Origin of the sequence: Streptomyces sp. NPDC047081 (assembly GCF_040643775.1) — a bacterium.
In the GTDB taxonomy this organism is placed as follows: Bacteria; Actinomycetota; Actinomycetes; order Streptomycetales; family Streptomycetaceae; genus Streptomyces.
Genome location: NZ_JBEYUY010000003.1, coordinates 370,021 through 393,434 on the forward strand (window position 1 = coordinate 370,021; position 23,414 = coordinate 393,434).

Annotated in this window: 21 protein-coding genes; 10 read left to right on the forward strand and 11 right to left on the reverse strand. The window is 72.7% G+C overall.

What is annotated here, in order from left to right:
• Positions 1-76: 76 nt before the first annotated feature.
• Positions 77-934 (reverse strand): hypothetical protein, encoded by an 858-nt coding sequence (locus ABZ848_RS07475; protein ID WP_360826724.1) that lies wholly within the window; start codon positions 932-934, stop codon positions 77-79.
• 293 nt (positions 935-1,227) lie between these two features.
• On the opposite strand from ABZ848_RS07475, the gene ABZ848_RS07480 reads away from it, so the two are divergent.
• The 3 genes from ABZ848_RS07480 (at position 1,228) to ABZ848_RS07490 (ending at position 4,859) form a co-directional block, all read left to right on the forward strand.
• Positions 1,228-1,998, forward strand: coding sequence for a polysaccharide deacetylase family protein (locus ABZ848_RS07480; RefSeq protein ID WP_360826727.1), 771 nt, complete (start codon positions 1,228-1,230; stop codon positions 1,996-1,998).
• A 189-nt stretch (positions 1,999-2,187) separates the two neighbouring features.
• Complete coding sequence (locus ABZ848_RS07485) at positions 2,188-3,369, forward strand: helix-turn-helix transcriptional regulator (protein ID WP_360826729.1); 1,182 nt, start codon at positions 2,188-2,190, stop codon at positions 3,367-3,369.
• 137 nt (positions 3,370-3,506) lie between these two features.
• Complete coding sequence (locus ABZ848_RS07490) at positions 3,507-4,859, forward strand: S53 family peptidase (protein WP_360826732.1); 1,353 nt, start codon at positions 3,507-3,509, stop codon at positions 4,857-4,859.
• A 57-nt stretch (positions 4,860-4,916) separates the two neighbouring features.
• On the opposite strand, the gene ABZ848_RS07495 is transcribed toward ABZ848_RS07490, so the two are convergent.
• The 3 genes from ABZ848_RS07495 to ABZ848_RS07505 form a co-directional block, all read right to left on the reverse strand.
• Positions 4,917-6,113, reverse strand: a complete 1,197-nt coding sequence (locus ABZ848_RS07495; protein ID WP_360826735.1) for an FAD-dependent oxidoreductase — start codon at positions 6,111-6,113, stop codon at positions 4,917-4,919.
• A 124-nt stretch (positions 6,114-6,237) separates the two neighbouring features.
• Positions 6,238-7,188: an RNA polymerase sigma factor SigJ gene (sigJ, locus tag ABZ848_RS07500; RefSeq protein WP_360826738.1), complete on the reverse strand. Its 951-nt coding sequence runs from the start codon at positions 7,186-7,188 to the stop codon at positions 6,238-6,240.
• A gap of 30 nt (positions 7,189-7,218) precedes the next feature.
• Positions 7,219-8,628 carry an aminotransferase class I/II-fold pyridoxal phosphate-dependent enzyme gene (locus ABZ848_RS07505; protein WP_360826741.1) on the reverse strand — a complete coding sequence of 470 codons (1,410 nt, stop codon included), beginning with the start codon at positions 8,626-8,628 and terminating at the stop codon, positions 7,219-7,221.
• A 108-nt stretch (positions 8,629-8,736) separates the two neighbouring features.
• On the opposite strand from ABZ848_RS07505, the gene ABZ848_RS07510 reads away from it, so the two are divergent.
• Entirely contained in the window at positions 8,737-9,234 is a 498-nt protein-coding gene (locus ABZ848_RS07510; protein WP_360826744.1) for a MarR family winged helix-turn-helix transcriptional regulator, read from the forward strand.
• Positions 9,235-9,351: 117 nt separating this feature from the next.
• Positions 9,352-9,894: a GNAT family protein gene (locus ABZ848_RS07515; RefSeq protein ID WP_360826747.1), complete on the forward strand. Its 543-nt coding sequence runs from the start codon at positions 9,352-9,354 to the stop codon at positions 9,892-9,894.
• A gap of 27 nt (positions 9,895-9,921) precedes the next feature.
• Here ABZ848_RS07515 and ABZ848_RS07520 read toward each other — a convergent pair whose 3' ends face one another.
• The 5 genes from ABZ848_RS07520 to ABZ848_RS07540 all read right to left on the reverse strand — a co-directional run bounded on the left by ABZ848_RS07520 (position 9,922) and on the right by ABZ848_RS07540 (position 15,228).
• Complete coding sequence (locus ABZ848_RS07520; protein WP_360826750.1) at positions 9,922-10,917, reverse strand: NAD-dependent epimerase/dehydratase family protein; 996 nt, start codon at positions 10,915-10,917, stop codon at positions 9,922-9,924.
• 79 nt (positions 10,918-10,996) lie between these two features.
• Positions 10,997-11,857 (reverse strand): helix-turn-helix transcriptional regulator, encoded by an 861-nt coding sequence (locus ABZ848_RS07525; RefSeq protein ID WP_360826752.1) that lies wholly within the window; start codon positions 11,855-11,857, stop codon positions 10,997-10,999.
• Positions 11,858-11,870: 13 nt separating this feature from the next.
• Complete coding sequence (locus ABZ848_RS07530) at positions 11,871-12,899, reverse strand: aldehyde reductase (protein WP_360826755.1); 1,029 nt, start codon at positions 12,897-12,899, stop codon at positions 11,871-11,873.
• A gap of 482 nt (positions 12,900-13,381) precedes the next feature.
• Positions 13,382-14,503 (reverse strand): HAMP domain-containing sensor histidine kinase, encoded by a 1,122-nt coding sequence (locus ABZ848_RS07535; protein WP_360826758.1) that lies wholly within the window; start codon positions 14,501-14,503, stop codon positions 13,382-13,384.
• A 2-nt stretch (positions 14,504-14,505) separates the two neighbouring features.
• Complete coding sequence (locus tag ABZ848_RS07540; RefSeq protein ID WP_360826761.1) at positions 14,506-15,228, reverse strand: response regulator transcription factor; 723 nt, start codon at positions 15,226-15,228, stop codon at positions 14,506-14,508.
• A gap of 389 nt (positions 15,229-15,617) precedes the next feature.
• Here ABZ848_RS07540 and ABZ848_RS07545 point away from each other — a divergent pair, with 389 nt between their 5' ends.
• The 3 genes from ABZ848_RS07545 (at position 15,618) to ABZ848_RS07555 (ending at position 18,327) form a co-directional block, all read left to right on the forward strand.
• Positions 15,618-16,304, forward strand: a complete 687-nt coding sequence (locus ABZ848_RS07545; protein ID WP_360826764.1) for a glycosyltransferase family 2 protein — start codon at positions 15,618-15,620, stop codon at positions 16,302-16,304.
• Between the two features lie 245 nt (positions 16,305-16,549).
• On the forward strand, positions 16,550-17,158 hold the full coding sequence (locus ABZ848_RS07550; RefSeq protein ID WP_360827207.1) for a DUF2064 domain-containing protein: 609 nt from the start codon (positions 16,550-16,552) through the stop codon (positions 17,156-17,158).
• A gap of 383 nt (positions 17,159-17,541) precedes the next feature.
• Positions 17,542-18,327 (forward strand): class I SAM-dependent methyltransferase, encoded by a 786-nt coding sequence (locus ABZ848_RS07555; protein WP_360827210.1) that lies wholly within the window; start codon positions 17,542-17,544, stop codon positions 18,325-18,327.
• A gap of 319 nt (positions 18,328-18,646) precedes the next feature.
• Here the strand turns inward: ABZ848_RS07555 and ABZ848_RS07560 are convergent, their stop codons facing one another.
• Positions 18,647-19,888: a molybdopterin-dependent oxidoreductase gene (locus tag ABZ848_RS07560; protein ID WP_360826767.1), complete on the reverse strand. Its 1,242-nt coding sequence runs from the start codon at positions 19,886-19,888 to the stop codon at positions 18,647-18,649.
• Positions 19,889-20,002: 114 nt separating this feature from the next.
• On the opposite strand from ABZ848_RS07560, the gene ABZ848_RS07565 reads away from it, so the two are divergent.
• Both ABZ848_RS07565 and ABZ848_RS07570 read left to right on the forward strand, forming a co-directional pair.
• Complete coding sequence (locus ABZ848_RS07565) at positions 20,003-21,322, forward strand: hypothetical protein (protein WP_360826770.1); 1,320 nt, start codon at positions 20,003-20,005, stop codon at positions 21,320-21,322.
• A gap of 73 nt (positions 21,323-21,395) precedes the next feature.
• Entirely contained in the window at positions 21,396-22,223 is an 828-nt protein-coding gene (locus ABZ848_RS07570) for an SAM-dependent methyltransferase (protein WP_360826772.1), read from the forward strand.
• Between the two features lie 30 nt (positions 22,224-22,253).
• On the opposite strand, the gene ABZ848_RS07575 is transcribed toward ABZ848_RS07570, so the two are convergent.
• Positions 22,254-23,390: a substrate-binding domain-containing protein gene (locus tag ABZ848_RS07575; RefSeq protein ID WP_360826775.1), complete on the reverse strand. Its 1,137-nt coding sequence runs from the start codon at positions 23,388-23,390 to the stop codon at positions 22,254-22,256.
• Positions 23,391-23,414 lie beyond the last annotated feature (24 nt).

Sequence of the window (23,414 nt, forward strand, 5' to 3'; positions counted from 1 at the left end):
GCGGTTCCCTTGGAAGACCTTGCCGTGGATGAGTGAGGTGGTGAGCGGGACGTACGGGACTACGGGCGCGGTGGGATCACCCCGTCGCCGGCGGGGCGGGCATGACCCAGAAGAACTCGCCGTCGGCGTCGTAGTCGTAGATGAGTGCGGACGCCCCGGCGCGCAGTTCGCCGCCCGGTCCGGCCACGTCGTCGTGGCTCTGGCGTACCTGGATCGTCGCGGCGGAGCCGTCGACGGCGTGCACCTCGGCCTGGCCGAAGTCGGGGCCGACCCGCCCGGTGCGGATCACGCAGCCGAGGCCGACGAAGTCGCGGCGTGAGGGCGGTGGTGCGGGGGCGGGCGTCAGCCGCCGCAGCGGCCAGGCCAGCAGGCGGGCTCCGGCCCAGCCGCCGGCCAGGGCGAGCGGCAGCAGGGCCCCGTGGTCCCCACTGCCGAGCACGACCCGGCCGACCAGCGCGCCGAACCAGGCGAAGGCGACGACGAGCGACACCGCCACGGTGACGGGCACCCCGCCCAGCCCCAGCACCCGCCGCACCGCGAGGTGCCCGTGCCGGCCCCCGCCGAGCCCGCGCACCGGACCGCCACGCCCCGAGCCGGAGCCGTGCTGTGCCGCCCCAGCCCCGCGACCCAGGCCCTGGCCCTGATGCCCCGCGCCCGTCCCATGGCCGTGGTGCCCGCCGCCGGCCGCATGGCTGTGGCCTCCCCCGCCGGCCACATGACCATTGCCTCCCCCGCCGGCTCCAGCGCCGTGGTGGACCCCACCGCCTCCGGAACCATGGTGTCCCCCGCCCCCGGGGCCGTGGTGTCCCCCGCGCGCCCCGTGGAAGTGGGCGCCCCCGAGGAGCACCAGCAACCAGTAGGCGGCCACCACGACGAGCGCGAAGGTGAAGACCACGGTCGGATACGCCGTGACCGCCCCCAGAAAGTCCTTCACCCTGCTCGCCCGCCCCCCGGATCCCCCGAACGGCCACACTCCGTGTGCCGCAGCCGCAAGGGTGACACCGAGCCGACGGCCGCGCAGTGCATGATCCCGGAAGTCTCGACGGCCCTTTCATGTCCCGGATCAGCTCACACCGCGCGCCTCACGCCCCCGAGTTGTCCGCGAACTCCCCCGGAATTGTCCGTGATCGGTAACGGACGGATCCCCCGGCCCGCTTTCCTCGTCCTGCCAGTTGGTCGCGCGGTGAGCGACGGAACAGTGGTGAACCAGGGGAAGGCGGGGCGGACATGGCGCGGCACGGCGGCGGGCGGGGCTGGTACGGCAAGGTGCTCGGGGCGGCGCTCGGGGTGACCATGCTGGCCACCGGCGCCTCGGTGTGGTCCGCGCAGGCCGGTGCCGTGGGCAACTCCTCGCCGAAGTCCGCCGCTTCGGCCTCGCCGGCCGCCGTCAAGCCGGTCGACGTGACCATCGTGCACGCCTCGGACAAGGGCGCGCGTGGCGTCAACATCACCATCGACGACGGCCCCGACCCGACCTGGACGCCCCAAGTCCTCGACGTGCTGCGCCAGTACGGGGTGAAGGCGACCTTCTGCATGGTCGGCACACAGGCCGAGGCCCACCCGGACCTGGTGAAGCAGGTGGTCGCGGCCGGGCACCGGCTGTGCGACCACTCGGTCTCGCACGACACCACCATGGACAAGAAGTCCGAGGCGTACCAGTCCAAGGAGATACTCGACGCCGAGCGCATGATCACCGAGGCGTCCGGAGGCGTACGGCCCATGTACTACCGGGCGCCCGGCGGCGCGTTCACCCCCTACAGCCGCAAGCTGGCCGCCTCCCGCGGTATGCGCCCGCTGGGCTGGAACGTGGACACAAAGGACTTCGAACGCCCCGGCACGGACGCCATCGTCACCACGGTCGAGCAGGAGGTGTCGAACGGCCCGACGATCCTCTTCCACGACGCGGGCGGCGACCGCTCCCAGACCGTCGAGGCCCTGCGCGAGGTCCTCCCGTGGCTCAAGCAGCAGGGTTACTCGTTCGGCTTCCCGGTGCGCTGAGGCGAACACGTACACCCTCAGCACCACGCCGTCCCACCCCGGCGAGGGCCGATGCGCCGAGGTACAAGGCGGCCCCGGTCGCCGGATACGCACCGGCAGCGATACGACGAAGCATTGCCGTTGCAATCAGCTCCTTGTGGTTGGATGACCGGAGCTTGTGGGGTGGGACGCAGAGGTTGAGGGGACCGGGTGTCTGGGGCAACAGGGGCTGAGGAGTCGGAGGCGTTCGCGCAGCTGTTGCGCGACCTCAAGGACCGCTCGGGGCTGAGCTACGGCGCGCTCGCCAAACGCCTGCACATGAGTACGTCGACGCTGCACCGCTACTGCAACGGCACCGCCGTGCCGGTCGAGTACGCGCCCGTCGAACGCCTCGCCCGGGTCTGCCGGGCGACCCCGCACGAGTTGGTGGAGCTGCACCGCCGCTGGATCCTGGCGGACGCGGCACGCGGACGCAGGGCGGAGGCCGACGAACCAACCGCCGTGCCCGCACCGGCCGTTGAGGAGACCGAGGCCCCGGCCGCCGACGACATCCCGGTGGTCGTCGACCTCCCGACCGCGCCCGCGCCCCGCCCAGCCCGTCGCCGTACCGTCCTCATCGCCTCCGTGGCGGTGGCCGCCGTGCTGGGCGCCACCGCGCTCGCGCTGGGCGCGCCGTTCGGAAGCGGTGGGGACGGCAAGTCGGAGCAGCAGGCCGGGATTTCGACGGAGACGACGGCCGGGGCGGCCGGTGCCGTGCAGCAGTCCGCCGGCTCGTCCGCGAGCAGGAAGGGCGGCGCCGCACCGCTCACCGTCGGCGTCCGGCCCTACGTCTACGACAGCCCCTGCAGCCAGGAGTTCCTGGTCGACAGCGAGCCCGCACAGGTCGGTCCGCCCGCCACCGAACCCGACGCCACGCGCTGGGCCGCCGCCTACGGGGCCGTCTCCGCGGGCCAGCAGGAGGTCGCGCTCACCGTCCAGGGCACCGGCGCCGACACCGTCGTACTCGAAGCACTGCACGTACGCATCGTCAGCAAGGGCGCGCCGCTCGCCTGGAACGACTACCACATGGGCTCCGGCTGCGGCGGCGGTGTGGAGACCAAGTCGTTCGACGTCGACCTGGACCAGGGCAGCCCCGCGGTGACCGTGAAGGGCGGTCAGCGCGACTTCCCGTACAAGGTCAGCGAGTCCGACCCCGAGGTCTTCTACGTCGTCGCCCACACCGACGCGAGCGACGTCCGCTGGGACCTCAGCCTGGAGTGGTCCAGCGGCGACCGCCACGGCACGGTCCACGTCGACAACGCCGGCACGCCGTTCCGCACCTGCACCAGCAAGGGGCGTGTCAACTACCACTACCCGCTGGGCGGCAGCGAGTGGCTCAAGTTGGAGACCTGAGCCCGGCTCACCGACGCGCGGTCGATGGGCGGTCAATCCCGGAGTAAAGGGTTCGGCATCGTCCATTCAACGACCTTGATCTGGACATGACCCGTTCGATGGGATGCGCAGGACCACTCCGAACCACAGGGGGATCCATGCACATAGCCCGTACCGGGCGGGGCGTCGCGGCTGCCACGGCCGTCGCCGCCCTCGCGGTGACCGCACTCGCGAACGCCGCGCCCGCCGCCGTACCGCACACCCTGGCGGTACCGGCCGTCGCCGGGCACACCCTGGTCCATGGCGTGAGCAGCCCGCTCAGCAGCGAGCAGTGCCAGGCCAAGTGGCAGATCAACTGCTACAACCCGCTCCAGTACCGCACCGCGTACGACCTCAACGCCCTGTACAAGAAGGGCGTGACGGGCAAGGGCCGCACCATCGTCATCGTGGACTCGTACGGCTCCCCGACCGTGCAGCACGACCTCGACGTCTACAGCAAGCAGTTCGGGCTGCCCAGCACCAAGGTGAAGGTCGTCAAGTGGGGCCATGTGCCCGCCTTCGACCCCAAGAACGAGGACATGACCGGCTGGGCCGGCGAGACCACCCTGGACGTCGAGATGGCGCACGCGGTGGCGCCGGCGGCGAAGATCGTCGTGGTCGAGACGGCGGTGTCGGAGACCGAGGGCACCACCGGTCTGCCGGAGATGATGGACGCCGAGAAGTACCTGATCGACCACAACGTCGGCGACGTCATCAGCCAGAGCTTCGGCGCCACGGAGAACACCTTCCCCGGCTTCGGCAAGGGCGACTTCTCCAGCATCAAGAACCTGCGGTACGCCTTCAAGGACGCCGACAAGAAGCATGTGACCGTGCTGGCGGCCTCCGGTGACGGCGGCGCGACCGACCTGAAGGCGGACGGGAAGACGTACTACGACAAGCGCGTCAACTCCTGGCCGTCCTCGGACCCGCTGGTCACCTCCATCGGCGGCACCCAGCTGCACCTCGACGACAAGGGCAACCGCGTCAAGCCGGACAGCGTCTACAACGACTACGGCTCCGGAGGCGGCGGCCAGTCCCACGTCTTCACCCGCCCGTCGTTCCAGAACGGCGTGAAGAGCGTGGTCGGTTCGCGCCGCGGCACGCCCGACATCTCGATGGCCGCGGCCGTCAACGGCGGCGCCTGGATCTACTCCAGCTACGACCCGACCGCCGTCGGCTGGGACGTCACCGGCGGCACCAGCGAGGCCACCCCGCTCTTCGCGGGCATCGTCGCCCTCGCCGACCAGGCGGGCGGCCACCGCGTGGGCAACATCCAGAAGGCCCTGTACGACCTGTACTCGTACCACTCCAAGGGCACCGGCATCGTGGACGTCAAGGACGGCACGAACAACAGCTACGAGGGCGTGACCGGCTACAAGGCCGTCAAGGGTTACGACCTCGCCACCGGCGTCGGCACCCTGGACGCCCTGAAGTTCGTCCCCGCCCTCGCGAAGCAGAAGCCCCAGGGCTGACGGCAACATCCCTGATCCGGAGCGGGCGCCCTCAGGCCGAGGGCGCCCGTTCGCGCGTCAGGCCGCCGTCCCGACCGCCGCCTCCGCCGGCGCCTGCTGCCGTACGGCCCGGCGCCGGGTCGGCATCCCGAGCATCGGGTTGGCGACGCCCCAGGCCGCGCTCTTGCAGATGAATTCCTTGTAGCGGGCGGCGAAGCGGCCGGTCAGGGCCGCGTTGACCGCGCGGTCGTCGGCGGTGACGTACTGGATCAGGCCTTCCCTGCGGCCCAGCGAGATGCACTGGTTGAAGTAGCGCAGGGGCGCGTTCGGAAGCTTCCCGCCGGTCAGCCGGGCCGCGATGGAGTCGGCGGCCTGCCAGGCCATCGGGGTGCCCGAGGCGCAGGACATCCGCAGCGGCTTGTCGCCGGGGCCCGTCGCCAGGGCCGCGTCGCCGATGGCGTACACGTCCGGGTGCGAGACCGACCGCATGGTCGCGTCGACCACGATCCGCCCGCTATCGGTCACCTCCAGGCTGCTGGCCCGGGCGATCGGGTGGACGGCGAATCCGGTGGTCCACACGGTGGCCGCGGAGGGGATCGAGGCCCCGTCGGCGGTGACGACATGATCGTCTTCCACGGCGGTGACGGCGGTGTTCTCGTGCACGGTGATCCCGAGCTTCCCGAAGACCTTCCGCAGGTGCCGGCGGCCCTTGGGCGAGAGCCAGTCGCCGAGTCCGCCGCGGGCGGCGAGGGCGACGTCGAGGTCGGGGCGGGCCTCGGCGATCTCGGTCGCGGCCTCCAGGCCGGTGAGACCGCCGCCGACCACGACCACGCTCTGCCCGGCCGCCAGCCCGGCCAGCCGCTCGCGCAGCCGGAGCGCTCCGGAACGGCTCGCGATCTGGTGCGCGTGCTCGGCGGCGCCCGGGACGCCCTGGTCGTGCCAGCCGCTGCCGAGGGCGTACACGAGGGTGTCGTACTCCACCACGTCCTCGGTGCCGTCCGCGTCGACGACGGTGACGCTCCTGCGGTCGGCGTCCACGGCGGTGACCCTCGCGAGCCTGAACTCCACGCCCGTCCCCGCGAACATCTCGGCGAAGGGGCGGGGCCTGAGCTGCTGGCCGGTGGCGAGCTGGTGCATGCGGACGCGTTCGACGAAGTCGGGCTCGGCGTTGACGAGGGTGATGGCGACGTCCTCGCGGCGCAGCCGGCGGGCGAGACGGCCTGCGGCGATGGCGCCGGCGTATCCGGCGCCGAGGACGACGATGCGGTGCTGCATGTCCGTGCTCCTGTCATCGGGCGATTCAGCGGGCCCTTTCGGCGGGCTCTTTCTGCGGTTCGCCCCTTGAACCGGGCAGCCCGCCGTTTCCTGACAGGAACGCGATGTGAACCAGGTCACACCATCATTGGAACAGCGTGACCAGGGGTTCTCCGTGCTCGCCCGCGGCCGCCCACTGCCTCGTCGCGCGTTCGAGCTTGTCGGGGTTGACCTGGTTGTGGAACGAGGCGATGCCCTCTGCGGTGATCTCCAGGCACATCACGCCGAAGACCCGGCCGTCGACAACGGCGAGCAGGGCGGGGCCGCCGTTGGCGTCCGCGAGGTGCATCTCGACCGAGCCGCCGGTGAGGTCCTGCTTGGCCTTGCCCGGCTTGAACAGCCCCCGCAGGAACTTCGCGACCGCGAGGGAACCCTCGACCGCCCTGGCGCGGGCCGGGACCTTCCCGCCGCCGTCGCCGATCACCACGGCGTCCTCGGTGAGCAGCCGCACCAGCGGCTCGGTCCGGCCACTGGTCGCGGCGGCGAGGAACTCCTCGATCACCCGCCGCGCCGTGGCCTCGTCGACCTCGGTGCGGGCCTTGCCCTCCGCGACGCGCTTGCCCGCCCGGTGGAAGACCTGCTGGCTGGCGGCCTCGGTGATGTCGAGGATCTCGGCGATCTCCCGGTGCGAGTAGGCGAAGGCCTCCCGCAGCACGTACACCGCCCGCTCGTTGGGCGTCAGCCGCTCCAGCAGCGCCATGACGGCGTACGACACCGATTCGCGCTGCTCGGCGGTGTCGGCGGGGCCGAGCATCGGGTCGCCGGCGAGCAGCGGCTCGGGAAGCCACTGGCCGACGTAGGTCTCGCGCCGGGCCCGGGCCGAGGTGAGCTGGTTGAGGCAGAGGTTGGTGAGGGCCTTGGTCAGCCAGGCCTCGGGCACCTCGATCCGCCCGACGTCGGCGGCCTGCCAGCGCAGGAAGGTCTCCTGCACGGCGTCCTCGGCCTCGCTCGCCGAGCCGAGCAGACGGTAGGCGATGGCCTCCAGCCGGGGCCTGGACGCCTCGAACCGGTCCACGTCGCTCATGGTCAGGGCCATGCCGCCGATCCTAACGGGCACGGCGCGGGCTCAGAGGGCCCGGGCCAGCTCCTCGACACTGCCGTGGAGACGGTCCACGTGGTGCTCGGACTCCGGCTTCATCAGGACGCTGCGCAGGACGCGGGCGCCGTCCGCGTCCTGCGCGACCTTCGGATGACGAGCCGCGAAAGCCTCCCGCCCCGCCCGGAAGGTGCTGAGGAAGACGGGGTCGGGGGCGGCCATCCCGTCGGCGAGGATGCGGGCCGATGCCGCGTCGATCGCGGTGAGCGCGGGCGGTTCGAGGACCGGGAAGTACGTGACGATGTCCAACTCGGGCCGCTGGTACAGCTCCAGGACCTCGGACGCGTCGATCAGCTCCGCCCAGCGCAGAGCGGCCCGCCGCCCGGCCGCGAGCACGGCACCGAGCCCGTCCCGGGTGGGCGGCAGCAACTGGAAGGTGAGCCACAGCGCCGCCGCCGAGGCACCGGCACGCGAGCACTCCAGGCTGATCTCGCCGAGGTGGAGTTCGGCCGAGGTGAAGTAGGTGTACGGCGAGTCGTGCAGGTAGAACCGTCCGACCTCGGGATCGCGGAAGAGGACGGCACCGCAGCCGTACGGCTGAAGCCCGTGCTTGTGCGGATCGACGACGACGGAGTCGCAGCGGGGGATGGCCCGCCAGGGCTCGGGCGCCACCCCCTCCGTTCCGGCGAGCAGCGTGAAGAAGCCGCCGTAAGCGGCGTCGACATGGATCCTGACGCCGTACCGCTCGGCGATCGGCAGCACCTCGTGCACGGGGTCGACGGCGCCGAGCCCGGTAGTGCCGGTGGTGAGGACGACGGTGCCGACGTCGCCGGTGCGCAGTACGTCCTCCAGCGCGTCGAGGTCGATACGGCCCCGCGCGTCGGTGCGGACGGGATGGCTCGGCACGCCCAGCACATGGCACATGCGCCCGTGCGTGTAGTGGGCGTCGGCGCTGTGGGCGATGCCCCGGCCGGGGTGGAGTTCGCGGGCGACGAAGAGGGCTTCGAGGTTGGCGATCGTGCCGCTGGTGGTGAGGTGGCCGAGCGGAGCGTAGTCGGAGCGACTGGGGGTACCGCCCGCGCCCGAAGGGCTGTGGGGGAGGGTGTCGTAGCCGAACATCGCGGCGAGGCGGGCGACGGCCTCGCGTTCCATCGCGGCGGTGGCGGGGCCGCCGTCGAGGGCGTGGTTGTTGGGGTTGATGAGCATGGCGGTGAGGTGGCCGACCACGGCGGCGGGATGCGGGGGCTTGAGCATCTGGCCCGCGTAACTGGGATGGAAGAAGGGGTAGTTGTCCGTGAGCCGCCCGCTGAACTCCTCGAAGGCGGCGGCGAATCGACGGTCGTCCACGTGCAGGGACGGGTGCGGCTGGTAGGGCCCGAAGGTGTCGGCCCAGTCCTGCACGGCGCGGTTGGCCCGACCGAGCCAGTGCTGCAGATCCATCACTCACTCTCCCTCACTTCATTGACTGCTCAGCATTTGCTTAGTCAGTAATTGTTGGGGCGGGTTGCTGAGGTGGCAATAGGTGAGCGGGCAGTAAACTCGGCGCCGATGAACACCACCCCGCCCGAGCACCCCGACGACGCGTCCGTCGCCCGCGCCGCCAACAGCCGGCTGGTCCGGGACTTCGGCCTGCTGATCAAGTCCGCGACCCGCCTGGAACAACGGATCGACAGCGCACTGCGCCGCGAGTGCGGAATCAGCCACACGATGCTGGAGGTCTTGATACGGCTGTGCCGCGCCCCCGGCGAGGAGGTCTCCCAACGCCGCCTGGCCGACGACCTCACCCTCACCAGCAGCGGAACGACCCGCCTGGTCGACCGCATGGAGGAGGCGGGCCTGGTCCGCCGCGTCCCGTCACCGGACGACCGGCGGGTGGCCCTGGTGGAACCGACACCGGAGGGCCGCACGGCATTCCTGCGCGCGGCGGCGGTCCACGCGGAGGTGGTGGAGAAGTACTTCGTCAGCCCCCTGGAACCCAAGGCCTACACCCACCTGACGACCGCCCTGGGAGAGATCGACCGGGCGCTTCGGGGAGGGGGTGGGTGATCACGGACCCGATGAACCGCACGGCGGCGCGGACGGCAACCAAGGCCCGCTGACCCGCAACGGGGCCGGTCTGCAATTCGTTTGCCGTGATCCGACCCGGTCGGATAGGAATCTTTCATGCTGAAGGGCGAGAAGATCGGGCTCCGGGCCCGGCACGAGGACGACATCCCGGTCCTGCGGGCCGAGCTCTATGACGACGTGGTCAACGCCGCGCGCGCCGAGGGCGGGCCATGGCGGCCGATCACGCCCGGCTCGAAGGACCCGCGGCTCGTGGTGGACGACACGAAGGAGGGGTCCGTCCCCTTCTCCGTGGTCGAGCTGGAGGGCGGCACGCTGGTCGGCACGGCGACACTCTGGGGCATCGACACCCACAACCGCTGCGCCCACATCGGCCTGGGCCTGCTGCCGGCCGCCCGTGGCAAGGGTTACGGCACGGACGTGGTCGCGACCCTGTGCCACTACGGCTTCGTCGTACGCAGCCTGCACCGCCTCCAGATCGAAACCCTGGCCGACAACCACGCCATGCTCCGCTCCGCCGAACGCAACGGCTTCCTCCGCGAGGGCGTCCTCCGCTCCTCGGCCTGGGTGATGGGCGAGTTCCTCGACGAGGTACTCCTGGGCCTGCTGGCCGAGGACTGGAAGCCGGCCGCGAAGGGCTAGCGGCGGGAGGGCGGTCAAGGGCGGCGGTCAAGGACTGGCGGTCGCCGCGAACTCCCGCATCCCCTCCTCGAACCCCACCTCCGCCTTCCACCCCAGCTCCGCCCGCAGCCGCGACGAGTCCGCCGTGATGTGGCGGACGTCGCCCAGGCGGTACTGCCCGGTGACCACCGGGTCGGGGCCGCCGTACGCCGACGCCAGTGTCCGGGCCATCTCGCCGACCGTGTGCACCTCGCCGCTGCCGGTGTTGTAGACCGTCAGCGTGCCCGGTGCCGAACCGGCCTCCAGCGCGGTCGCGTTCGCCGTCGCCACGTCTCGTACGTGTACGAAGTCCCGCCGCTGGCGGCCGTCCTCGAAGACCCGCGGGGCCTCGCCCCGGGCCAGGGCCGAGAGGAAGAAGGAGGCCACCCCCGCGTAGGGGGTGTCGCGCGGCATCCGCGGCCCGTACACGTTGTGGTAGCGCAGCGACACCGCCGCCCCGCCCGTCGCCCGCGCCCACGCCGCCGCCAGATGCTCCTGCGTCAGCTTGGTCGTGGCGTACACGTTCCGCGGATCCACGGCCGCCTCCTCGCCCACCAGGCCCGGCGCCAACTCCCGCCCGCACAAAGGGCATCCGGGCTCGAACCGCCCCGCGTCCAGGTCGGCGACCTCCCGCGGCCCCGGCCGCACCACGCCGTCCCGCGGACACTCGTACCACCCCTCGCCGTACACCACCATCGACCCGGCAAGGACCAGCCGCCGCACCCCCGCCGCGGCCATCCCCGCCAGCAGCACGGCCGTCCCGAGGTCGTTCCGCGACACGTACTCCGGCGCGTCGGCGACCCCGTCGCCCAGCCCGACCATCGCCGCCTGATGGCATACGGCGTCCACGCCGACGAGCGCCCGGGCGACCGCGTCGGCGTCCCGCACGTCCGCGCCGGGATCCGCCCGGACGTCGTACACCACCGCCTCGTGCCCGCGCGCCCGCAGCGCGTCGACGACATGGGACCCGATGAACCCGGCACCGCCGGTGACCAGCACACGCATACCGCCACGCTAGGTCCGCGACGGCGCCGGCCGGCGGGACCCGCCGGGTACGTCATGACTCCGTAAGGCCTGGCCCTCGTCAGAGGCTGCTGAGGAGGGCCAGGCGTTCGGCGCTGGTGGAGTCCTGGTCGGCGTAGTAGACGACGATCAGCTGGCGGGCCTGCGGGCGGAGCATCTTCTCGTAGTGCAGGTCCAGTTCGCCGACGAGCGGGTGGTTCAGCCGGGTGAGGCCGGTGTCGCGGCGGCGCACTTCGCGGCGGGCCCACAGCGTGCTGAACCGCTCGCTGGCGACGGTGAGTTCACCGATCGTCTCCAGCAGCTCCGGGTCGGCGTCGTCGATGTCGATCATGGCCCGCAGGCCGGAGACGGTCTTCGCGGTCATGTCGTCCCACTGCGGGTAGAGGCTGCGCATCTCGGGTTCGAGGAAGGCGGCCCGCAGCGGGTTGTGGCCGACGGCGAAGAACGGGCACAGGAGTACGGCCAGCCGGTTCGCGGCGACGACCCGTCCGCTGGGGCCCTGGGCGTACGCGGGGGTCTGCGGCCAGCTGTCCAGCAGCGGTTGGAGATCGCCCTGGTTGGTGCGGGAGCGGCTGCGCGGTCTGCGGGCGGGCGGGGCGGGGTGCGCGAGGCGGTGCAGGTAGGCGACGGCGTCCTCGTCGAGTTGGAGGGCGGCGGCCAGGGCGGCGAGGATCTGGTCGGAGGGGTTGAGGTTGCGGCCCTGTTCGAGGCGCAGGTAGTACTCGGGGCTGATGCCGGCGAGCTGGGCGACCTCCTCGCGCCGCAGTCCGGGGACCCGGCGCCGCTCACCGGCGGGCAGCCCGGCCTGCCGCGGGCTGAGCTGCCCGCGCCGGGCCCGCAGGAACCCGCCGAGGGTGTCGGCCGTTTCGTGCGCCGCGTTCTCGTGCGCCATGTCCTCGTACGACCTCTTCTCCTGCGCCATGCCCTCGTCGACGCTAGCCGCTCAGCAGGCCGAGGCGGACCAGGCTCTCCGCGGTGGCCACGACGGCGTCCTCGTTGGAACGCGGGGACCAGTCAAGCTCCTTGCGGGCCTTCGCGTTGAAGGCGCGGCGCACCACGCCCAGCTGCGGAACCGTCTCCCGCAGCGCCGGGTTGACCGTGGCCAGGAGGCGCACCAGCCAGGCCGGGGCGGTGCCCGTGGGGGCCTTGGCGGCGGCCTCGCCGAGCCGCTCACGCAGGGCGAGGGCGATGTCGTGGAAGGAGATCGGCTCACCCGCGAGCGCCAGGTACCGCTGCCCGGCCGCCTCCGGTGCCGTCATGGCCCGCAGATGCAGGTCGGCCGCGTCCCGTACGTCCACCGTGTTGGTCCAGATCGGCGGCGCGGACCGCATCCCGCCGGTGAGCATCGCGTGGACGATACGGATCGACGCGGAGTAGTCCGGTCCCAGGACCGGCCCGAAGATGCCCACGGGGTTGACCGCCGTCAGCTCCATGCCGCCGCCCTCGCCCTCGGCGAAGTCCCAGGCGGCCCGCTCGGCCACCGCCTTGGACTTGACGTACGCGGACACGCCCGGCCCGTCGGTCCGCGTCCAGTCGTCCTCGTCGAACGTCCGGGCGGTCGGGCCGTGGCCGTAGCCCACCGCGGCGAAGGAGGAGGTCAGGACGGTACGGCGGACGCCCGCGTCCCGGGCCGCGCGCAGGACCCTGATCGTCCCGTCACGGGCCGGGACGATCACCTCGTCCTCGTGCTTCGGGCCGGCTCCGGGGAACGGCGAGGCGATGTGCAGGAGGTAGTCGGCCCCCGCCACGGCCCGGTCCCAGCCGCGGTCGGCGGTCAGATCCGCCTCCACATAGGAGACGGCGTCCGTGTGCGGGGCTCCGGCCACGTCGAGCATCCGCTGGACGTCGGACCGCCGGGCCAGGGAGCGCACCGTGGTGGTGACGGTGTGCCCGGCGGCGAGGAGCCGCGCGATGGTGTGGGAACCCAGGAACCCGGTTCCGCCGGTGACGAGTACGTGTGCCATGCCTCGATGGTCGGCGGCCGGATCGTGGTGTTCCAGATCCCGCCGGTACCAGTACTCGGAGGGACAGTCTCAGCGCGGCACCTGGCGCGACTCCGACGGGGCCCGTGGCCTCACCGGCCTCACCGGGGCCTCACCGAGTCGAAGAGCGGCCAACCATCCACTTCCGCAAGACCTGTTGAGGCGAACAGCCCACGGGTCACGGCCTCGTCGAGCAACGCCCGCGCGCTGCCGGGCTCGTGGAGGTTCAGGTGCGGCTCAGGGGCAATCGGTTTTGCGCGGGCGCGCGTCAGCCCGTCGGGATGCCGATCCGGCCGGTCTGCCGCCGGTGCTGCTCCAAGTGGGCACGAACGAAGTGCTCCTGCTCGACGAGGCCGACGAGGCACTGGACCGGGCGGCGCTGTTCGTCAGCCAGCGCGTCCGTGTGCGACGGTCCTAGCACCGCGCACGGTCATAGCCGGGCGCGGTCCTGGACGGGCACGGTCTTAGCCGCCCGGCGTCCCCGCCGCGGGCAGTGTCACCTCGAAGCGGCAGCCGCCGGGGATGTTCCGTACGCTCGCGCGCCCCCGGTGCGCCTCCACGATTCCCCGTACGATCGCCAGCCCCAGGCCCGCCCCCGCCGGCGGTGTGCGCGCGTCCGTGCCGCGCCAGCCCGTGTCGAAGACGCGCGGGAGGTCCTCGTCGGGGATGCCTCCGCAGCCGTCCGTCACCGACACCACGACACCGTCCGCGGAGCGTTCGGCGGCGACCGCGACCGTGCCGTCGGCGGGGGTGCGGCGGATGGCGTTGACCAGGAGGTTGCCGAGGACGCGGCTCATCTCCTTGCCGTCGACCTCCACCGGCAGCGGCTCCACCTCGCCGCCGACCAGCCGTACGCCGTGTTCGCGGGCGAGGGCGTCCGCTCCGGCCATCGCGTCGCCGATCAGGTCGTAGAGGGACATGCGGGAGAGGGTGAGCGTGAGGGTGCCGGCGTGGATGCGGGAGAGTTCGAAGAGGTCGCCGACCATGGAGTTGAGGCGTTCGACCTCGGTGCGGATCTGGCGGAGGTAGCGGTCGGGGTCGGTCGCCACCCCGTCCTCCAGGGCCTCCGACATGGCCCGCAGGCCGGCCAGCGGGGTGCGCAGGTCGTGCGAGATCCAGGCGACCAGCTCACGGCGGGAGGTCTCCAACGCGCGCTCCCGGTCCCGGGATTCGGCGAGCTTGGCGCTGGTCGCCGCCAACTCGCGGCTGAGCGCGTCGAGTTCGGCGGTGGTCGGCCCGTCGGGTGCGGTGAAGGCGCCGCCGTCGCCGAACGACCGTGCGGCGCGGGCGAGTTCGCGGCTGCGGGCGACCACCCAGCGGCCCAGCAGCAGGGCGGTGGCCAGGGAGACCACCGCCGCCATCGCCACGACGGTCGTCACCACGCTCAGGTCGTGGCCGGACAGGAACATCGCCTGCGCCACCGCGAGGGTGCCGGCGAGCATCGCGGTCACGGCGACCGCGGCCACCACGGTCAGCGAGGTGGTGAGCGAGCGGCGGCGCAGCACCCACAGCGTGCCGGCGCCGAGCAGCCCGGCCGCCGCCGCGCCGAGGAACGCGAAGAGGGCGATGAGCAGGGTGTCTCTCATCCTCACTCCCCTCCCGGTTCGAAGCGGTAGCCGACGCCCCACACCGTCTGGATCAGGCGCGGGCGGGCCGGGTCGTCCTCGACTTTGCCGCGCAGCCGGCGGACGTGCACGGTCACGGTGGACAGGTCGCCGAAGTCCCAGCCCCAGACCTCGCGCATCAGGTCCTCGCGGCCGTACGCCCGTCCCGGGTGCCGCAGGAAGAAGGCGAGGAGGTCGAACTCGCGGAGGGTGAGGGCGAGTTCGGTGCCGTTCTTGGTGGCGCGGCGGGCTGCGGGGTCGACGCTGAGGCCTGCCGCGACGAGGGGCGAGGAGGCGGGCCTGGCGGCCGGCGGGCGGGAACGGCGCAGCACGGACTCCACCCGCAGGACCAGCTCGCGCGGGCTGAAGGGCTTGGTGACGTAGTCGTCGGCGCCGACCTCCAGGCCGAGGATGCGGTCGTCCTCGTCGCCGCGCGCGGTGAGCATGATGACCGGCACGGGGCCGCTCTCGCGCATCCGGCGGCAGACCTCCAGGCCGTCCATGCCGGGCAGCATCAGGTCGAGGACCACCAGGTCGGGGCGGTGCGCGGCGGCGCGGGTCAGGGCGGCGGGGCCGTCGGCGGCGCGGTCGACGGCGTATCCGGCGCGGTCCAGATAACCGGCGACGACCTCCGCGACGGTGGGGTCGTCATCGACGACCAGGACCCGGGCGGACGCCGCCCGCTCGGACTCGTACGACTGCTGCATGCGTCCAGCGTCGCACCGGGGCGGGCCGGACGCGGCTCGCGAGGGGGTGGGGCGACTTGACGTCCGCGTTTCGTAAGAAACGGAGGTGGGGCCTGCGGCTGTGGCTTGGCGGGGGCAGCGGTCGATCTCGGGTGGCGCGGCATCGGCGATTCGCAGGGAAGGGAAGGGAAGAGAGGGCCTCCGGTGGCCCGGCGTCGCGTTGCGCAGGGGACAGGCGCGAGGGTCTTCGGTGGCCCGACGCCCGCGTTTCGAAGGGAACAGACGCGAGGACCGCCGACAGCCCGACGTTCGCGATTCGCCGGGAGCGGAAGTGAGGGTCTCCGTATGGTCGCCGACGTCCGCGTTTCGTAAGGAGCAGAAGTCCGTTATGCCTGATTCACGTTCGTAGGGTGAACGTCGTGACCACCGACGCGGACGTGGATGTCGTCCTCCCCTGTCTCAACGAGGCCGCGGCCCTGCCCTGGGTGCTGGCCCGGATCCCGGCCGGCTGGCGGGCCCTGGTCGTCGACAACGGTTCGGCCGACGGCTCGGCGCAGCTCGCCCGCTCGCTCGGCGCGACCGTCGTCGAGGAACCCCGGCGCGGTTTCGGCGCGGCCTGCCACGCCGGGCTGCTCGCGGCCACCGCCGAGATCGTCTGCTTCTGCGACTGCGACGCCTCGCTCGACCCGGCGCTTCTGGTGCCGTTCGTGCGTGAAGTCCGGTCCGGGGACGCCGACTTGGTGCTGGGCCGCAGGCGCCCGCGCACCCGGAGCGCCTGGCCGGCGCATGCGCGGGCCGGGAACCTCGCGCTCGCCCGGCTGCTGCGGCGCCGCACGGGGCTGCGGCTGCACGACCTCGGCCCCCTGCGTGCCGCCCGCCGTGAGCCGTTGCTCGCCCTGGGCCTCACGGACCGGCGCAGTGGCTACCCCCTGCAGATGGTGGTGCGCGCGGCGGACGCGGGCTGGCGGATCACCGAGCGGGACGTCCCCTACCTCCCCCGCACCGGCACGTCGAAGGTGACGGGCACGTGGCGCGGGACGTGGCAGGCGGTACGGGACATGAGCCGGGTGCTGGCTGACGGGAGGGGCGTACGGTGACGGCGCGTCGAGGAGAGCCCGGCGGGGCGAACCTGCCTGCCGGGGAGGACCGCACGACCAGCGCGCACGCGCGGGGAGACGACACGGCCAACGCGCCCGGCCGGGAGGGCGACGGGGCGAACCCGCCCACCCGGGAAGACCGCACGACCAGCGCGCACGCCCGGGGAGACCGCACGGCCAACGCCCCCCAGCGAGCGGGCAGCACATCGCGGGCGCCGCAGTGGGGAGCCTCGGCACCGCCCACCCTGCTCGTCATCGCCAAGGAACCCCTCCCCGGCCGGGTCAAGACTCGGCTCACCCCGCCCTTCAGTCCCGCGGAGGCGGCCTCGCTCGCCGAAGCCGCCCTCGCCGACAGCCTGGCGGCCGTCGCGGCGACGCCCGCCACGCGTCGGGTCCTCGTGCTCGACGGCGCTCCCGGCCCCTGGCTGCCGCCCGGTTTCGAGGTCGTACGGCAGTGTCCGGGCGGTCTCGACGAACGGCTCGCGGACGCCTTCGCGCACTGCACAGGCCCCGCGCTGCTGATCGGCATGGACACCCCGCAGGTCACGCCCGAGCTGCTCACCGTCGACTTCGCGGACTGCGACGCGTACTTCGGCCCGGCGGAGGACGGCGGCTTCTGGGCGCTGGGCCTCGCCGACCCCGACCCCGCGCTGCTGCGGGGCGTGCCGATGTCGACGCCGGTGACGGGTGCCGTACAGCGGCGGCGGCTGGTCGACGCGGGCCTGCGGGTACAGGACCTGCCCCGCCTCCGGGACGTGGACACCGCGGCAGACGCCCACGCGGTGGCCACCCTGGCCCCACACGGCCGGTTCGCGCGCCGACTGGCACGGTGCGGGGCGGCGGCGCGTCGATGAGGGTCCAGCCGATCGATACGCCGGTGGGCGGGACAGCCGCAGCACAGGCACACCACCACGCGCACCCGACCGACGGTGCCACCGCCACACCGCCCGGCGAGGCCGCGCACGCCCCCCTCGTCGCGGCACCCTCCTCCCGGACCGCCGCCGCCTCCGGCGCCACGGACGGGACCGCCACAGCGCAGCCACGGCAGCACGCCCACCCGACCGACGGGGCCGCCACCGCACCGCCCAGCAGGGCCGCGCACGCCCCGCTCCTCGCGGCACCCTCCTCCCGGACGACCGACACCACCGGCCCCACCCCCGCCCAGACCAACACCGCCTCCGGCCCCTCCTCCGCCCAGATCGCCACCATCCTCGGAGCCACCCCCGCCCAGACCACCATCACCCCCGGCGCCACCCCCACCCAAACCACCCCCACTCCCCACCCCACCCCCGCCTGGGCCACCGCCGACCCCTACGCCGCCGCCCTGCGCGCCGGGGCCGGTCCTCTCTTTCTCCGGCGTGCCGACGGCTGGCTGCTCCCCTTGGACGTCGAGCGGTGGTGTGCTCGGGCCGATCCGGTCGATGGGGGTGTGCTGGACCGGTGCGAGGGTGCCGTGCTGGACGTCGGGTGTGGGCCGGGGCGGCTGGTCGTCGAGCTTGCCGCTCGGGGGCGTACCGTGCTCGGCGTCGACGTCAGTGCCGCCGCCGTCGAGCACACCGTGCGCCTCGGCGGGCAGGCGCTGCGGCGGTCCGTGTTCGAGGCGCTGCCCGGCGAGGGGCGGTGGGGCACCGTGCTGCTCATGGACGGGAACATCGGCATCGGCGGCGACCCGCGCGAGCTGCTCGCACGGGTACGTCAGCTCCTCACCCCCGGCGGCCTGTTGATCGCCGAGACCGCCCCCGTGGACATCGACGAGCGCGCCCACGTCCACCTCACCGACGCCTTCGAGGCGGTCGGCGCCCCCTTCCCCTGGGCCCGCCTCGGCACCCCGGCCCTGCTGCGGCACGCACACGGCTGGGCGCGGGCCGGTCAGTGGACCGCCGGCGGCCGCCGTTTCGTCGCCCTGCGCACCCGCAGCACCCGCAGCGCCAGCAACAGCGCCGAAGCCGCGAACAGTACGGCCGTCATCAGCAGCCAGCGCGTCAGGAAGCCGTCCGGCGAGAGTGCCGTCGCCGACCGGTAGCGCCGGTCCACCATCCCGCTGATCAGCGGGAACCACACCAGCAGGAGCAGGCCGGACAGGGCGGCCGGTACGCGCACGTACATCGCCCAGTCGCGGCGGTCGGCCGCCTCCAGCCCTCGTACCACCGCCCGGTCCGCCACCGCGTACAGCGGCAGGAACACGAGGTCGTGCAGCAGGGCCGCGCCCACCAGCCACAGGGCCACGCCGAACCAGTCGTCGGCGAGTAGTCGTACGCCCGCGTATGCCGCGAGCGCGAACGAGCAGGTCAGGAGCAGGAGTTGGAACGGGCTGCCGACGGGGAGCAGCGGGCGTCGTCGCATCACAGGTCTCCGAAGGTCAGGCGGGCCACCCACTTGGTGTTCAGCACGCCGGGTGCGGCCGGGACGATGACGCGGGCCGGGTGGCCGTGGTCGGGGGACAGGTCCTCGCCGTTGACGTAGAGGGCGAGGAGGGAGCGCGGGTCGGCGACCTGGTTGGCGCGCAGGGCCGCGCGGCGGAAGGCGCCGTGCCGTTGGAGGGACTCCACGAACAGGTCCGGCGGGTCCTCCTCGTGGCCGACGAGCGCTGCCAGGTCCCGCAGCCGTACGCCCCGCCACCACTGGTCGGACGTCGACCAGCCCTCCACGCACGCGATGGGCAACGCCGAGCTGTGCAGGGGGAGTCGGGCGAGCTGCGCGCGGCTCAGGCGGACCGTGCCGGAGCGGCCCGTCACCACCAGGCGCCAGGCCTCCGCGCCCGTCTCGGCCGGGTCGATACCGGCGTACGCGGCGGTCTTGTTGATCTGGAAGCCGTTCGGGCCGCTCCCGGGGTCGGCGCCGCCGTGCGGGGCGAGCAGGGCCGTGCGGCGCAGCCCGTCGAAGTCCTGCCCGACGGTGGTGGAGAAGAGGAGCAGCGATCCGCCGCCGACGAACCACAGGGCGCCACGGCGGGAGACGGTCGGGGGCGCCGGGCGCGGGGACACCAACTCGCCCTCGGGGGCGGCCGGTTCACTGCCCCGCATGCGCCGCACATTCCGTACCGCCGCCGGTGTCTTCAGCACCGCGTGTGCCAGGAACGCGGCGAAGAACACCCACGCTCCGTAGAAGTGGAGCGGATAGAAGGAGCCCGGGAAGACGTAGTCCAGCTGCACGTTGAGGACGCCCGTCACGAACTCGAACAGACCGCCCCCGACCAGCAGCAGCAAGGAGATCCGCTCCAGCGCGTGGGCGAGCGAGCGGGCCGGCGGCAGGGCGAACAGGCGCGGGATCACCGACCACAGCTTGGCCAGCAGGACCGGGATCAGGGTGATGCCCAGCGTGACGTGGACGCCCTGGGTGAGCCGGTACAGCCAGTGCGGGTCGGTCGGCCAGGCGAAGAGGTAGAAGCCGAGGATGCCCTTGTCCGGGGTCTTGTCGTTCACCGGCGACAGGCCCGGGTTGTAGGCGGCGTACGAGAGCAGGCCGGTCACGAACAGCACGGTGATGCCGGCGAGCAGGACCAGGCCGAGGACCGAGGTGAAGCGGGGGCCGCGCAGGGGGCTGCGCCAGAAGCCCGGCGAGGTGGGGAGGTGTGGGGCGTCCATGGGCCGACGGTAGGTCGGGACCACCCCAAGAGAGGGTGCGCGACCCATGACGAAACGCTGACGTCCGGCCCCGGTGCGGCTCCGCGGCCCGCCGTCCGGCCTAGCGTGCCGCATGTGAACCGCGCCCTGCTCCGCGATCTGTACGCCGCCCTGGCCGCCGTACTCCTCGTCACCACGGCCGCCCTGGTCGGCCGCCACATCCAGGACACCGAGCACACCCTCTTCGTCGCATGGCCGCCCCTGTTCGCCACCTGGGGCCCGCACGTCGGCCCCGGCACCCCCGCCGCGCTGCCGGCGGCGGCGGCCGTGGTGGCGTACGGCCCGGTCCTGGCCGCGCGGCTGCCCTGGCGGGCGCTGCTGGCGACGGCGTGGGCGACGGCGACCGCCTGGATCGTCTCCCTCGCGCTGGTCGACGGCTGGCACCTCGGCATCGCGAACCGGCTCGCCACCCGCTACGAATACCTCCAGGTCATCGACCGTTTCCACGACATCCCCGGCACCCTGCGCGACTTCACCCACCACATCCTGCTGGGCTCCCCCGACCACTGGCCCGCCCATGTCGCCGGCCACCCCCCGGCGGCGACCCTCACCTTCGTCCTGCTCGACCGGGCCGGGCTGCGCGGCGGCGGCTGGGCCGGGATGTGGTGCGTCGTCGTGGGCGCCACGGCGTGCGTGGCGGTGCTGGTCGCCGTGCGGGCCCTCGCCGGGGAGGGGCTCGCACGGCGGGCGGCACCGTTCCTGGTGCTCGCCCCGGCCGCGGTGTGGCTGGGCACCTCGGCGGACGCGTACTTCGCGGCGGTCGCCGCCTGGGCGGTGGCCCTGCTCGCGCTGGCCGTCACCGGACGCTCGCTCTGGTGGGCGGCGGGCTCGGGCCTGCTCTTCGGCCTCACCTGCTATCTCTCGTACGGCCTCACGCTCTTCGCCGTCATCGGCGCGGCGGTCCTGCTGCTGGGGCGGGGGCGCGTCCGCGAGCGGCCACTGCTCCTCGTACCGCTGGTCGCGGGGTTCGCCGTCGTGCCGACGGTGTTCACCGTGGCCGGCTTCGACTGGTGGGAGGCGTACCGGCTGCTGGTCACGCGGTACGACCAGGGCGCGGGCGGGATCCGCCCGTACGGCTACTGGGTGTGGGCCAACCTCGCCTGCACGGTGCTGATCACGGGCCTCGCGACCGCGGCGGGCCTGCGCCGCACCGCCGTGACCCTCGTCCGCCGGGACGACGGCACCCGCCTCGCCGTTCTCGTCGCCGCCGCGCTGCTCGCCCTCCTGGCCGCCGACCTGTCCGGCATGAGCAAGGCGGAGACGGAGCGGATCTGGCTGCCGTTCGCGATGTGGCTGCTGCCGTCGTGTGCCTTCCTGACCCGCCCGCGGGCGTGGCTGGCGGCCCAGGCGGTACTCGCGCTGCTGCTCAACCACCTGCTGCACACGGGCTGGTGAGAGCTCTACTCGCGTACCCGGCAAGGGAGTTGACGCGATGAGCGTTCTCAGCCACGCGTGTTAGAAAGAGCCCATGACGACCCCTGGGCAGGGCGGCGGCAGCGACGTACGGCCGTTCGCGATCGACACGAGCAAGCCGCATCCGGCGCGGATGTACGACTACTTCCTCGGCGGCAAGGACAACTACGAGGTCGACCGGGAGGCCGCCGAGCAGTTCATCGCGGTCGCCCCCGAGGTGCGGGACGGCGTCCGCGCCAACCGGCGCTTCCTGCAGCGCGCGGTGCGGCACGTCGTCGGGGAGGGCGGGGTACGGCAGATCCTCGACATCGGCACGGGCCTGCCGACCGAGCCCAACGTCCACCAGGTCGCGCGTGCCATCGCCCCCTCCACCCGGGTCGCGTACGTCGACAACGACCCGATCGTCAGCACCCACTCCATGGCCCTGCTGGACGACGCGGACACGGCGACCTCCGTGGTCCTGGCCGACCTGCGCGACCCGCGGGCGGTACTGGAGCACCCCGAGATACGCGAGGTGATCGACTTCGCCGAGCCGGTGGCCCTGCTGCTGGTGGCGGTGGTGCACTTCCTCGCCGACGCGGACGACCCGTACGGCGTGGTCGCCACCCTGCGCGAGGCGCTCCCGCCCGGCTCGTACCTGGTGCTGTCCCATGCGACGGGCGATGTCCACGAGGACGGCCGCGAGGACGCGGCCAAGGTCTACAACCGGGCGACGGCCACGATGAACCTCCGCACCCACGCCGAAGTCACCGGGTTCTTCGGCGACTTCACCCTCGTACCACCCGGACTGGTGAAGGTGACGGACTGGCACCCGGAGCAGCCGCCGGCACCGGGCGCCCCGCCGATCGGCATCTACGGCGGGGTCGCGCGCAAGGACTCCTGAACGGGACTCCTGAACGGCACTCCTGAACGGCTACTTCAGTCCGATCGCGGCACAGTCGGCCGCGTACTTCGCCGTGCAGATGTCCTTCACCGTGTAGACGCCGTCCTTGACGACGGTGTCCTCGATGTTCTCCTTCGTCAGCGCCACCACCGGCACCAGCATCGCCGGGATGTCCTTCTCGGTGGGGCTGTCGACGGTGTCCTGGGTCAGCGCGTCGAAGGCGATGCCGCGGCCCTGCACCTTGTACACGGCCATGTCCGCCGCGTTGGTCGCCTCCAGGAGGAAGGACTTGTAGACCGTCATGGTCTGCTCGCCGGCCACGATCCGCTGTACGGCGTCGAGGTTGGCGTCCTGCCCGGTCACCGGCGGCAGCTTGGTCGCGCCGGCCTGCTCAAGCGCGTCGATGACGGCTCCCGCCATACCGTCGTTGGCGGAGTACACGGCGGCGATGTTGTTCAGCCCGATCGACTGGATCGCCTTCTGCATGTTGGCCTTGGCGACCGACGGCAGCCACTCCTGGGTGTCGTACGACTTGGCGATGACCACCCGCCCCTTGAGCTCGCTGAGCGCGCCCTCCTTGAAGAGGGCGGTGTTCGGGTCGGCGGGCGAGCCGTTCATCATGACGATCTTGCTGGTCTCGGCCTTGTCTCCGAGCGCGTCCACGATGGCGCGGCCCTGGACCTCGCCGACGAGTTCGTTGTCGTGCGAGATGTACGCGTCGATCGGCCCCTGCGCGAGCCGGTCGTAGGCGATGACCGGAATCCCGGCGTCCTTGGCCTTCTTCACGTCCGCCGCGATGGCCTCGGCGTCCACCGCGTCGACGAGGATCACGTCCACCTTGTCGTCGATCAGCTGCCCGAACTGCTTGCTCTGGGTGGCCGCGCTGGCCCCGGCGTTGGCGTAGACGACCTTGCCCTTGTCGCTGGTGAGGGAGGCGACCCGGGCCTTGATCAGGGGGTAGTCGAACCGCTCGAAGCGCGCCGTGTCCTTGTCCGGCAGGAGCAGCCCCACCTTGATGTCGTTGCGGCGGTTCGGTGCCGAGGCCCCACTGCTCCCCGTGACGCCGTCCACCACGCCGCAGGCGGTGAGCAACAGCGCCGAGGCGCTGGCGACGAGGGGGAGGGAGATGCGAACTGCGGTGGATCTGTGGGGGGTTCGAGCGATCACGTGCGGGTGCCTTCCGGGCGAAAG